The organism is Flavobacterium xueshanense, assembly GCF_900112975.1.
Taxonomy (GTDB): Bacteria; Bacteroidota; Bacteroidia; order Flavobacteriales; family Flavobacteriaceae; genus Flavobacterium; species Flavobacterium xueshanense.
On the sequence record NZ_FONQ01000021.1, the window covers coordinates 40,442 to 54,090 of the forward strand.

The window sequence follows — 13,649 nt, forward strand, 5'->3', positions numbered from 1 at the left end:
ATTACTCATTAGCTTCTTTATACAAATAGTAATCTAAAATGGCTAAATCATCAATGCCAGTTTCCTCACATATTTCTATCAAAAATTTATTTGTTGCTTTGTATTTTTCTCCTAAAGATATTCTTTTTGGTAATTCAATCCCGTATCGTTTTAATGTAGAATCAATCTTACTATTTTTTACAAAATACTTTTTTGGGTCATGAGCGGTTAGTATTTTGGTAATTAAAGCTTCACCAACACCTCTTATTTTTAAATCTCCTTTTAAGGCCCTATCGACACGAACTGCAATATCTATAGTATCATCAGTCAAGACACGAAGTAAGCTTTTAAAACGACTAATTTCAGCTTTTATAGTTGGTTTAGGAATTGATATCAAATGTCCCAATTCCCAAATTTTAAAAAACTCATCTACATCAATATTTCTGAAATTTGGATAGTCAATGCTTTTTTTGATATCTGCGACATCTTTTTTTCGAATTTGTTTGGTAAACGCATAATCTATACTTTTTCGATATTTTGTTAAAGCAGTAATCAATGCTTTTTTGGAAACCATTGTTACTTCATATTCCTCTTTAAGTTTTTCTTTAAATTTCTTAGCTAGTTTTTCATCCTCTTTTTTTCTTTCTAATCTAGCTTTGTAAATTAAATGGTATTCACTTATGAATGATTGAGTTAAAGGAGCTGCTTTGGACTCTATAGATTGAAACCAATTCAATAATTCAACACATTCTGTTTGGTCTTTTAAAATATAAGAAAGCTCAATATTAGAGAACAATCCATTTGAAGTACAATTTGCAGAACCTACAAAAGCCGTATAAACCTGTTTTGACCTTATAATGTAAACCTTAGGATGATAAAATTCTTGATTATAAAACATCTTCACGGTAACATCTAGTAAAAGTCGCTGCTTGTATAACACATCGAGGGCAACGGGGTCAGTAGGTAAATCAATTCCTAAAATATAATTTTGTTTTGCTTTTTCTGGAAGATTATCTTGGATAAATTCCAGCCCTTTATTGGTCAGTAAAGCAACTGCAACCCAAATCTCATCCGCACTTTTTAGTTTGGACTTCAATTCATTTTTAAGATTTTGAGTTATTGTTTTCATTGTTTTATCGTTGTTGTATAAATGCAATCAAAACCAACTATTTCTTTGATGGCGTAACTGATGACTACCATCTCAGTTTGTTAGTGTTTTTTACTATTTTATTCATCCTTCGCCTGTTTCAAATCTAGATTCAATAAGCTCCATTTGGCTAATAATTTCATCTGGTTTGATTTCTTCTTGTTTGTGCTTGTCTTTTGCAAAATAAAGGCATAAAAGGCCTGTCAATAAAGAAACTGAAAAAAAGGACCAAGTAATGTATTTTGCATTATAATCATTTTTAAAATCAGTAACAATAATTGTTATTAAACAAGAAGCACAAGCTCCAAGTAGAAGAAAACCAATCCAATAAAAATTATTTATTTCAATATTAATTCCTTTAATTTTAGACTTTATAAAAACCCATTCGTTTACACTAATTGGATATGCTTTTCCTTTTTGATGAGGGACTATTTCAAATTGTTGCGATACATTAAATTTATTTCCTGTGCCAGCCATTACTGATTGTTGGTTTTAGGTTCAACATTGGGTTTTTCAATTGCTCCAGATAATAATGCATTTATAAACACAGAGTTACCACAATTATTACAGCTTACAGGTACGACTGGAAAAATAGTTCCACTTCCAATAACAAGATTTCCATCATGAAATTCTCTCAATTCATAAATTTTATCTGAAATATTCCAACTATTTGACCCGCACATTGGGCATGGTTGGTTTTTCCATTTATCATTCAAATGATTAATTAGTTTATCAGTATTCATTTTAAAATGTTTTTATTTATCTTATTTGTTCTTTATCAATCCAATCAAACGCTCTTACTTTTTTCTTAGTCACTTTGTCATTAAGTCCTTTTACTTCCTTGATGGCATTACCAAATTTATTGTAGTTCACCAAAACCCCTTCATCTAAATCAATGTTGATTCGGTCTGTCGCCATTGGATATAAAATATCACGTTCGTATTCTTTGAGTTCCAGTAATGCCAGTTTGAGTTTTTCTGTCTCTTTGATGGCTTTAGTTTGCTCTATAGAGGTTCCAGATACAGTTAAATGGGCTAGATGTTCCAAGTGAGTATTTAGTTTTTCTCGGTACTGGATTAAATAACTATTTAGAATTTTGTTCAATGTATCTGGTGTGTAACGGTGCATGTAAATCATTACATTAAAAGCTCCTTTTGGTGAAGAGAACATCCAGTAGATAGGTCTTTTCTTGTAGCGTTTGATGTGGTCATTATAAAAATCTTTCACAAAGTATTTACGAACATCTTTACCCAAACATTCCTCTACAAATGCCAAGTTTTTATCAAAGTTTTCTTTACCAAAACTCGCTTTCAAGAACGCATAAAAACGTCCTGTAATATCATCCTCGAACCATTCGTCATCCAGAACTGGAATAATATTGTCTTCGTCTGGGGTGAAGCTTAGTTCGTCCTCAGATAATTCAACTTTAGCTAAATAATCTTCTAGAGTTTCTCCTTGATTGGCAAGAATTAAACCTTCCTTATCTAGTGAGTAACGACCAAACATACAACCCACTGCATAACTCATGAACTGAGCAAAAACTTCGGTTTGTTTAAAAACTAATTGACCATTTTTAATAATAGTTTCTTCTTTAAGAATAGTTATTTCTTCTAATGGAACCTCGGGTTTTAATTCATCCTCCAAACCATATATTTCAATGAATTGTCTGTTTAGTTCTTCTTCATTTTCATGAAGTTGAAAGAATTTGTTATTCCAGTATTGTTTGAATAAGTCATAAATTTCTCCAAGGTCTTGGCCTGTTATCCTAATTAGTTCACTTTTATTGAAATCCCAAGATGTTTCTCTTGAATCCCATTCTTGTTTTGAAAATAGTTTTATTTCTTTTACTTTATTTTTAATTATTTCTTTAAATGCTATGTTTTGTATTAGTGGTAAATTTTTCACATCCGAACCTTGGATATTCAAAGTTGGATTTATTGTGGAAATAAATTTTTCAGCAACACAGCTGTTCAAGAACCCTAACAAATAATCTAAATCCTCAATGTTTTTTGGAAAACATGAGGACCCAGCCACATCAAATATTGCACCTTCACGAGCCCACCTTACATTAAATTTATTTGAGCTAATAAATGACCAAGTTATTCCTTCCTTTAAACAGTAATTTAAACTTACGATATACCTTGAATAACCTTTACCTTTATTTCTGAAATTTGAATAATCTTTGACTTCTTTCCCGTTGTTTTCCCAATTTAGACAATACTCTTCATTTCCAGCCCATTTTCTGAAATTCCCACCTTTTCTATAAGGTACCCACTTTAGAGTTGCATCTAAATTTGATTCATTTAATAGTTTGTTGTCAAATTTTTCATCTATTATTTCAAACCAATTTCGAAGAAATCGATTATTATCTCCTGTATTTTGTCCAATTTTTGTTTCTGAATAATTACTAAATGTTTTATTTTTTTCATATATATCAAATAATTTTTCAGTTGCCCAATATCCAATTGGAGTTCCTGGGATTTTATTGAAATCTATCTGGTTAGCAGAATAAGATATTTGCAAACCATTTTCATCAACTAATTCATCAACAGAAGTTATCCCATCTCCTTCTCGATATTTATCAAAATTTATTTTTGTTGATGAGTCATCTTTAGCTTTTAAGAAGATTTGTTGAATATCTTCTGGATACAAATGTTGGAAATTTCGTTTATGAAGTTTAAAATATCTAGAATATACGTCAAGTTGCTGGTTTTGAATTATAAATGCAGTTGAACCCCAATCAACTCCAAAAATACCTCTCCCCATGTGAAGTAAAGAGTCAATATGTTTTTCTTTGATTAATTTCTTCCTTAATTTTTCAAAGGAAGAAAGGAACAACCATGAAGGAAGATTTATCATGCCTAAAATTCCTTTTGGTAAAAGCATGTTCCAACCAGCTTCCATGAAACAAGTCATCAAATCGGCTTTACTATCGGGATAATTAGCTTTAACATAATCACCAAGAACTTTGTTCATGTTACCACCACCCATGTAAGGTGGATTATCTACGATACAATAGTATTTATTACTTAAAAACAGTAATTGTTCTAGAGTGATTTTTAGTTCCTCTAGCTGGTATTTTAGAAACGCATCACCAGTATTTACTTTACTTTTTATTTTGTCTAATGCATGTTGTAAGTCACTTTTTGAAGCAAGCGGAATTATCAACGAACCAAAGTTGGTGGCCTGTTGCATGGTTAACAAATCGTGATTCAATTCCTTAGAAAGTTTAAATCCAATTTGGATAAAAGCTTCGTTTATTTCTTCACTTGTTAAAACAAGGTCTTTATAACAAAGAATGTTTGGGTCCACATCTTTTCTAAAGAATCTACGGTTATAACTTCTTGCTTTCATCATCAATGCCATTCCAGCTAATTGTGAGGCACGTTCATCTATTTCAAAACCAAATAAATTCTTAGTTATAATTAATTCTGGGATTTCGTTTGGGTTGTATCCTTCTTCTTCATAGATTTTGGCTAACAATTCAAAACCGTATACCAGTATGTGTCCGCTTCCACAAGCTTGGTCTAATAGTGTAATCTCCTCAACAGAATTTATTTTTAAAAACTCTTCACTCGTTACTGATGGAGATTCAATAAAATAAGGCATGTATTCCCGTAACTTGGAGTTGGGTTTGTTTTGCAACCATAATTTACCAACTGTATTTTGCACCATATATTCCACAATCCATCGTGGTGTAAATAATTGCGTTGCTGCTGGAATATCTTCTTTTTTCACAGCACCTTTTGAGGCAAATACTTCATCTTTTTTTTCAGATATATAGAATTGATATAACCATCCGATAACTTCTACTTCAGCACAATCTTCAATACTCATTCCATCACGAATATCTTGAACAATAGATAGTTCTGAGGTAAGGTCATCTGGAAGCAATAGTTCTGTGTAATCGTTGATACGTTCAAACAGGAATGGAAGCACTTTGTTGAGATGGTTGCAAGCTCCAATCAACAATTCCTTATATGCTTCATTTTGTGCGTTTGCACTTGGTATTTTACCATCCAACAAGTCAAAGATTTTCTTGTTCTTTACTGCAAGTGCTTCTGGAATATTACCTTGTTTGGCCTCATCTAATAATTCGGGAAGCGTATATCCGTTCTTTGGTGTCAACACACGAATACCAATGGGTTGGTAATCGTTCGCATCCATGAAGCGTAACGCCATAAAACGGTTGAACCAAGTATATGTTACTTTGTCTATTACTTGTTCCTTAGAAGTGCTCTGAATGGCTTCTTTAAGTTTGTTTATCTGGTCAGCTTTCTCACGAAGTTCTGGAGTATCAGTATTTAGAACATATTCTAATTTAGAACTTACTTGCTCAATTAACTTTCTACGGGCTTCTTGAGCGAATTTTTTTAGTGCATTGGTATTCATATTTATTTCCAGATAGATTTTAATTTTATTTTATTAGCAATCAAAAAGATATCATTTGCTATTTTTTGAAGTCTAATTTCTTCCCATGGTTTAATCTTGTTCTTTGAACTTACTGTAAATTCGGCTATAATTTCAGTGATGGTTATGCTATGAAATGTAAACTGAAGATTATAAATAAAAATGTAAGCACAATTGTTTTCTTCTGGATTTATCCAAAAATCATCAACTAAATTTTCGTTTTGAATTAAAAAATCAATCAATCTGGTGACATTAAGTTTGATACCTCCGTAATGAATGATTTTTTTATTCGATTTATCTTTTATCGAAGCGTTAAGTAGATTTAAACTTGCAATTAATAAAAAACAGTCTTCCTTAGTTTTTATTTTTAAATTTCTATTTTTCCAAGCAATTTCAATATTCTCAACAGTACTAATTTGCTTTTCTAATAAACTGTTCGCTACATTTTTTTTATTTTCTAACTCCTTAAGTAATAATTCCATTGTTGATAGTTATAAGGAGATTCTTCTGGTTTCTTTAATTTGTTCTAAAAAAGATTTTCGCAAGGCTTCTACATATTCATTGACATCAGCTTCAGTACGTAATTCTGATTTGGTAAAATTCACCTTGATAGAAGTTCTGCTGATGTAATGTGGTGTTGGTTCACTTACTTTGTCTTCATCGGGCTCTCCATTAGGTATAGCGACAACTGGAATAATTAAACGCATCATCTCGTTCAGTTGTTTGGTAAGTAGATTGTCTAATATTTTAGCCCTTACATCTCGAATTACCGCAATATAGCGTTGGCCTTGTAGTTTGGTTATTTCCTCTTGAAAAGGACGAATTATTTTATTTTGATTTGAATTCTCCAGCTCATTAAATTCTTCTTTGCTTTTTATATCGTCAATAGCTTTTTCAATAGCAGTTATGGATTTCAGTTTCTCCTCGTCAATTCTAGCCAGTACTTTTTTGGTTAATTCATCCTGTGCTGATTTAGCCTCTTTGATTTGGTTGCCTTGATAGGGCTTAGAATTTTCTAACAATGCTTTTAAAATTCCAAATTCCTCCCCATCAACATAATCTATGTTGGAAACATCACTATTAACAAAAGAACGAATTGATTCATAAATTTTAACTTGGTCCCCATTCATGAAGCGTTTAATAGGGTCAATTAAATTCTCCTTGATATCCAATAAAGCATCTTCAAAATCCTTTAAGTTGGTCAAGAAATACCCATATTCTTTATTACTCAAGCGGTCTAACGTTTCGCTAAATTCTTGTAAGTTTTTAAGAAAAGGGAATTGGCTTTTTCTAACTAAAAGCTGTCCCACTTCTTGATTCATTTGCTTAATCTTATTCTTGAATGCAGTTGCAACTTCCTTGGCATCATTTAAAGAACAGCTTTCGTCAAAAGCCTCAGAATACACTTGTTTTAAATCTTTTACTAATTTTGGGTCAATAATAGTTTGTGGTTCTACTAAAGTGGTTCCATGATTGGCCGAATTCAATAATGCATTAAGAACGTTATTGTCTTCTAATATGTTTGAGCCCGCTTTGAGTTCTATTTTTCCTCGCTTGTATAATTTAGCCACAACGGTCCAGATGGCATTGGGATACCAACCATATGGTCTTCTGGAGAAATGGTTTTTTATATCATTTAATGACGTTCTATCTGATTGTTTTTTTCTTCGGTTGATTAGTGTCAATATTTCCGATTCAGCTTCCGAAATGGTTTCATCATCAGCACCAAATAAATCGTCTTGTGGAGTCTTAATCGTTATTTTTATAGTGTCTTCGCTGTATTGAATAGCACCAATCATTCGTAAACTTGAATATACGGATTTAATCAAATTCTGGAAACCGTTTATCACATGAGTTTTCCCATCCGTAGTTTGGCTCATTTCCTGTTTAGCTCCATTTAAAAATACCGATGCAGAATACAATCCCTTATTGGCCATCATCACCAAATTTCTTCTTCGCTCTACATTCAGTTGACTTTTTTCTTGAAGGATTCGTTTTACTTCAACACGATTTGATGTAGATTGGTTTTGTTTTACATATTTATCAGTTCTAAGATACATTCTTAAATCCCTCATAAATAAAGCATCCGATGGCATTAATAATTTCATGCTGGAACTCCCCATAGTTTGTGACTGAATAAACAATTCATTCCCATGGTCATGAAAGTTCTCTGTAATGATTTCTATTTCCAGTTCTTTTTCTCGTCCAAGTGCAATCCCGTCAATTTTGCTGGTAAACTCGTAATCCTGTTTGTTTTCAAGATTTTTTATTTTATTGTCACGAATGATTTCATCAAAAAGTAAGTCTTTCAGTAATTGCGTAATATTTTGGTCGTCTAAATCAGTGGCTTTGATTTCTTGTTCAACATCCTTTTCGTCATCCGTCAAGAATTCATAAACCTCACCATTACGTTGCACATAACTTTGAAGCTCCAAAAGATTTAAGGCTTCATCAATATGCTTTTCATGTACTTTTAAGTCAACGTTGACATCATCTATCATCAACACCGAAATGTTTCTTTTGTTAGTTTTAAAATTGCCATAATACTTCACCAAGAACAATGTTTTTAAAACCTTCTTTGCAAAATTATTGTCTAAGTTACGTTCTGCTAGTATAATGGAACTTTGGATTTCGCCACGTAATTCGTTACGAATACCATCAAACATCATATCAAAACTTACAATAGCGGTGTCCTTTTTTTGTTCTATGTTTTGAATAACTTGTTGAAAAACCCCTAACATAGACCTTTCTCCTACAGAAGCATGCTTTCCTTGAAAAGCATTATGCGTAGAAAGTGCTCTACGACATTGCTGGAATAAGTCAAACTGGTAAGGAGCAAACGGATATTTATTAGCAAAATCAGTATCACTTTTATATCCTTTAAATTGGACACCAGCATCCGAAAAACTTAAAAGTGTTTCTAGATGAGCTTTGTCTTTCTTATAGGTTGAAACCAAATGTTTTTGTGCAACTTCATCTTTTTTCAATAATCTTTTCTCAATTACCTCGTCTACATTAGCAGAAGTAAGTGGGATTTTAATACTGAATCGAGCTTGGATTCTGGAAAAGTCATTTTGTTGGCTTTTGTTCATGTCACCTACAACCTTTTCCATGTCTTCTTGAGAAGTAACTAGTATCCAAGAATGTCCTTTGGTTCTGGTAGCTAAAGTTTCAGCTACCGTCTGAAGGTTTAACATTAATTTGGTGTTGTCACTAATATACTGGCCCACTTCATCGACAAAGAAATTCAATCTGAAACCAGCTGGTTTCATTTTAATGTAATCATGCACTTTCTCGCAAAAATCTTCAATAGACTGTTTTTGTCTGTCTTCTATATCATCTAGGATAGTTTCGTACTTAGCAGCATCAGTATTATTCATTTCACCTAAGGCAGAAGCTACATCTTCAGTCACTAACGGGTCAAAATAATCACTACGTGCTTCTTCCCATGTTAGTCTGTTTTTCTCTTTGAACTTGGTTTTAAATTCCCCATATTTTCCTTGTTTATCAAGCCACATTTCGAACTCGGCAACGTGTGGTTGAAAACCATAGTATCCTAAATGGTCAAAGAACACTTTATAAAAAACGGATAAAATAGCATTCTCATCAGCCTTACTTGTTATCTGGGCCTGTTGGTCAATGTTGAACAATATGGATTCAGACGGGATTCTGGTAGCCGATATTACGTCACCTTTAAGCATCGCATCTTCTTCGATTTTTTCAGCAAACAACTCACCACTTTTATATCCATCGAATTCCTTATTTTCCATTACATAAGATAAAATCTTTAGTAGGTGCGATTTACCAGAACCGAAAAAACCAGAAATCCAGACACCGTTGGCACTACCATAGTTGTTGTAGGCATGGAAAAAATCTCTAATTTTCTTAGAGATTTCTTTGGTTACTACATATTCTGCAACTTCATCTGAAATGTGGTCACGGTCATCAGCTTTTATAACCGTTTCGATATTTCTATTTATATCTTTTTCAAAAAAATCTTTAATTATCATCCTTTTGCTTCTATTTTTTCAATGTTAAACGCTCTGTAATAATTGTCATCCTTTAATAATCCAAATAGATTTAAAGTATGGCCGTTATAATCACCAGGGAAAAATGTTACGGTTGGTGCTTCTTTTGCAATGTTCTGAAGGTTATTCAAAATATTGTGAGAACGAATATAGGGAAATACCTTACCAATACCTGTTAAAAAGTAAACTTTTGCATTAGCTGTATCAATTTTCTCTTTAATTTTTGGCATTAATACTTGATGGATGTTCAACGTAGATTGAAGTGCTCTCAAAAATTTTTCTTTCGACTTCACTTTTTCTACTTGAAACATTCGTTCCATTCCGCCTTTATCCTCTAAAATTTCACAGACAATGTCGTACAGGTTTATCTCTAAAACGTGTATTCCAGATGACTCAAGTTTATTTATTAAAAGCTTTATACTTTCATTAACCTTTAATTCTTGTTTGGCATTATAAGCTGAAATAAAGAACGGTATTTCTCCACCCAACGCTTCTTTGTTCAAGAAGCTATTAGAGGATATAACGTTATATAGATGTGTGAATTTAGTAGTAATGTCTTCCATAGTTATTTTCTCATTGTTGTAATGTCCATATCACTTATAAATAAAACTTTTAGCCAGTTGGGGTTGTCTGAAACAATTGCATCAGTCACCTTTCTATCAATAATTTGCGGTTGAATGACTTTAGATTTGATTGAATCAATAATACCAGCTTGTTCTAAAATTTTAAAAGTTACTTGTTTTATTTTCTTCTGGGTTATATCGGTAAGGCTATCCATTTCTGGATGTAAGTCTAATTTTCTTCTATAAAACGAAATATAATCACCCTCTGTTATCTGATAATCAAACACAAGTATCTTTTCTCTGAGCACTTCAACTACAAAGTCCCTAATAAATAAATACGTTTTGCAGATAGACAAAAAAGCAATCTGTTTTTGAGATAAAAAGTCCCCATTTACAAGAATATCAGTTTGTCTGGGTGTGAGATTAGAAATTCTTTTCTCAAATTCCGACAGCATCTTTCTTCCAGTTTTAGAATTACCACCACCTAGTTCATTAATGTAGTCAATCTCTCTTTTTTCGGTAATCGCAATCGCAACCAATATCATCTTATTAAGCCTTAGTGATGAGGTCGTGAAAGAAAAACTATATTTTTCGGTCTCTATCATAAATTTAATTTGACAATTCTTTAATAGGTATATTTAGTACTTCACTAAGTTTTAATAAGTGTTTTTGACTAGGTATGCTTTTTTCTTTCACCCAATTACTAACCGTCACTTCGCTCACGCCTAACTTTAAAGCCAGCCATTTTTGTTTTATTCCTTTGGATTTTATTAGTTCTTTTAGCATCACCAGTTTAAAAAAAATTAAAGTTTCCCTTCGGTATAAATTTAGTACATTATTTTAGATTCCAAATAGAATATGATTTTTTAATACGAATTCGAGATAATTACTATTTTGAAAGGAAGTATATAAACTTATAAATTCTTTAATTATTCATGCTGTAGTACCGTCAATAAAATTAGAACCAATTCTATTGATAATGAAGGAAGAAAAATATTAACCTTAAATAAATAGGGAAGACAGTTATGACGTTTTTCACAAAGGGTAGTCATAACAAATGAAATAGTTTCAAACTTAAATATCTTCAAAAGGCTGGTTAAATATAGCGTAGCTTAATTGAGTTGCCATGGCTGGCTTATCATTAGGATATTAAAAAGAAAAAAGATCGCTGACGCTTATTGAGATATTATTTTCATTGCTGTGGCGAAAGCCAAATAAAGCGATTTAAGCTATTGTTTTTATTTAATCACAAATTTGTTGCTTTTTAGCATATTGATCTATCTATAGGCGTGCTAGGTATAAAATAATAGATGTAAAAGATTAAATTAAAAACTGCTAACGCTAATTGAGATATTATTTTTATTTTATGTGGCTGAAGCCAAATTGAATTAATTGGATATTTTTTTTACAATTAACTGAATGTTGATTAATGTAAATTAAAAGAATTATTTATTGATTCGAAACTTCGTTTATATAAAGAAAATATAATAAAGAGAAATCTCTAACTATTAAATTTAAATTTTCTATTATATATTATATTAATTCTTTATTATTATAATTTATATAGTTTTATAGATTATTAATATTAGTTTAATTGAATATGTTAGTAATATGGGGGTTAGTTGACTGTTTTATTAGCAGTTATATAACTGTTACATTAGCAGTTAAACTACTGTTAAATATACAGCCATCTAACTATTAAAGGTTAAGTAAAATAAAATCTCAATTACCTTTCCTTATAAAGTAAAAACTTTCTATTAATCATTAGCAACTTTAATAGAGCTACTGAAGAAATAGTAAATATAATTAGAATAAACAACTATCAAATATAAATATAGGGAAATATTAAAAAAATTATAGAATAAGTATTGACTTTTTTGTTGCTTTTCGTTATACTATGTTATACTTCAAAAAAATTGAAACCAATTTAAAGTTTCATTTTTAAAATTTATAATTAGAGAAAATAAACTCATTAAAAATTCTGTTGCTGGAGGGTTGCTCCTCCAGCGTGGGTTACAGACTTAACCACTTAAAATAAAGAATACCCAATAAAAAAAACAAATGAAACAAAAATTATCAATTAAACAGACTTACCATGATGTCTTATTTATGGCATCTTCTCATCAAAATAAAGAAAAAAAATTTCACATCAACCCTACACAATTTAAGATTATTCTTAAATTAATCCAATATGAAAAAACGGATAAAAATATTACCTATCAAAACAAACATATAGCTAAACACATATATCAGGCTGAATCAACCGTTAAAGACGCTATCGAAGAAATAAGAAATAAGGGATACATAACTTCCGAATTAAAAAAATATAATAATCGATTAGGGTTTAAAACAAAACGCACTATTAATTTAGATTGGGATTTTATTCAAAGATTATTTGACGAACATGTTTTAAAGGATTCAAATATAGAGACCACTTCATCAACTCCTAAAGAAATTATAAGTAAAACTTCAATAATAGATACTGATGAGATTGATCCAGTAATCATAGAAGATATAATTGATCCATTAAAATTTGAAAAAGTTCCCTCTACTATAGTTAAAATTTTAAGGACTAAGGAAGAAATCACAACTACTACGGAAGTTGCTCCAGTTACTATTAATAAAATATTGATTGAAGAAACACTACTTATGACGGAAGTTAATAGTGATAAAAAAATTAGAGAAGAATTAGAAGAAAGATTTGATATAGTAAAACGCAAGATGGCTAAAAATAATCAATTCGAACGATACAATGAAATTATAGACTTAGAAAAAATATCAGATCAATATACTTCAGATGAAATAAATTATTTCCTTGATAATTATGAAAATAAAAAAGAAGACAATTAGTCTAGATATGGATTCATCAACATTAAGATAAATTTTATCAAAAATTAAATTTTTAATAAACTAATCCTTAATTAGAAACTGTAAAATAGAAAATATAATTTTTTACGATTTTTTTACGATGGTAATTATACTATACTTATTTTCATCCAATCCCTAAAAAAGAGGTGGAGCGAATTTTCGTCCCACCTCAGCCCATTACAGTTCAGTTTGTTACTTTTAAAACAATATGGCAAGCAATAATAACCGATTCACATTAATTCTGGACTACCTTAATCACCTCTCTCAATATATACATATATATATATATATATATGCCAACTGATCTAATATATATTGACGTTAATGATACTGGACTTGCTAACTTTACCTGCATAAAAAGTTAAGAATAAAACCTTAATTTTAACATATGAAACAAGTGCGTAAAATTTATGACCGAGCTTTTAAAGAGAAAGCCGTTCAATTGAGTTATGAGAGACATAACATCTCAGAACTGGCCAGAGAATTAGGAGTTACAGCTCCACAATTGTATAAATGGAGAAAAGAGTACGAAGAGTTTGGACAAGGAAGTTTTCCAGGTAATGGCAATTTAAAGCAAACGCCAGAACAGGAGCTAATTTCTGAGCTTGAAAGAAAACTCAAAGATGCTGAACTAGAGCGAGATATATTAAAAAA

General features: G+C 31.0%; 11 protein-coding genes. 2 read left to right on the forward strand and 9 right to left on the reverse strand.

The features are described from left to right. Position 1 precedes the first annotated feature (1 nt). The 9 genes from BMZ76_RS14800 to BMZ76_RS14840 form a co-directional block, all read right to left on the reverse strand. Positions 2–1,108, reverse strand: a complete 1,107-nt coding sequence (locus BMZ76_RS14800) for a phospholipase D family protein (protein WP_091208746.1) — start codon at positions 1,106–1,108, stop codon at positions 2–4. Positions 1,109–1,210: 102 nt separating this feature from the next. Beyond that, complete coding sequence (locus tag BMZ76_RS14805) at positions 1,211–1,603, reverse strand: hypothetical protein (RefSeq protein WP_091208749.1); 393 nt, start codon at positions 1,601–1,603, stop codon at positions 1,211–1,213. Further along, on the reverse strand, positions 1,603–1,869 hold the full coding sequence (locus BMZ76_RS14810; protein WP_091208753.1) for a hypothetical protein: 267 nt from the start codon (positions 1,867–1,869) through the stop codon (positions 1,603–1,605). Before BMZ76_RS14810 ends, BMZ76_RS14805 begins: the two co-directional genes overlap by 1 nt. Before the next feature lie 16 nt (positions 1,870–1,885). Then, positions 1,886–5,518 (reverse strand): BREX-1 system adenine-specific DNA-methyltransferase PglX, encoded by a 3,633-nt coding sequence (gene pglX, locus BMZ76_RS14815; protein WP_091208757.1) that lies wholly within the window; start codon positions 5,516–5,518, stop codon positions 1,886–1,888. A gap of 2 nt (positions 5,519–5,520) precedes the next feature. Then, the gene (locus tag BMZ76_RS14820; protein ID WP_091208760.1) at positions 5,521–6,018 is read right to left on the reverse strand and encodes a hypothetical protein; all 498 of its coding nucleotides are present in this window, start codon (positions 6,016–6,018) and stop codon (positions 5,521–5,523) included. A 9-nt stretch (positions 6,019–6,027) separates the two neighbouring features. Further along, positions 6,028–9,546, reverse strand: coding sequence for a BREX system P-loop protein BrxC (brxC, locus tag BMZ76_RS14825; RefSeq protein ID WP_091208763.1), 3,519 nt, complete (start codon positions 9,544–9,546; stop codon positions 6,028–6,030). Then, entirely contained in the window at positions 9,543–10,127 is a 585-nt protein-coding gene (locus BMZ76_RS14830) for a DUF1788 domain-containing protein (protein ID WP_091208766.1), read from the reverse strand. Before BMZ76_RS14830 ends, brxC begins: the two co-directional genes overlap by 4 nt. 2 nt (positions 10,128–10,129) lie before the next feature. Continuing rightward, positions 10,130–10,732, reverse strand: coding sequence for a DUF1819 family protein (locus BMZ76_RS14835; RefSeq protein WP_091208770.1), 603 nt, complete (start codon positions 10,730–10,732; stop codon positions 10,130–10,132). A gap of 4 nt (positions 10,733–10,736) precedes the next feature. Continuing rightward, on the reverse strand, positions 10,737–10,913 hold the full coding sequence (locus BMZ76_RS14840) for a helix-turn-helix transcriptional regulator (protein ID WP_091208774.1): 177 nt from the start codon (positions 10,911–10,913) through the stop codon (positions 10,737–10,739). Positions 10,914–12,188: 1,275 nt separating this feature from the next. On the opposite strand from BMZ76_RS14840, the gene BMZ76_RS14845 reads away from it, so the two are divergent. Together BMZ76_RS14845 and BMZ76_RS14850 are read left to right on the forward strand one after the other, a co-directional pair. After that, positions 12,189–12,977: a hypothetical protein gene (locus BMZ76_RS14845; RefSeq protein WP_091208778.1), complete on the forward strand. Its 789-nt coding sequence runs from the start codon at positions 12,189–12,191 to the stop codon at positions 12,975–12,977. A gap of 406 nt (positions 12,978–13,383) precedes the next feature. Beyond that, positions 13,384–13,649: transposase (locus BMZ76_RS14850; RefSeq protein ID WP_143071107.1), on the forward strand; the 266-nt coding region annotated here is incomplete at its 3' end.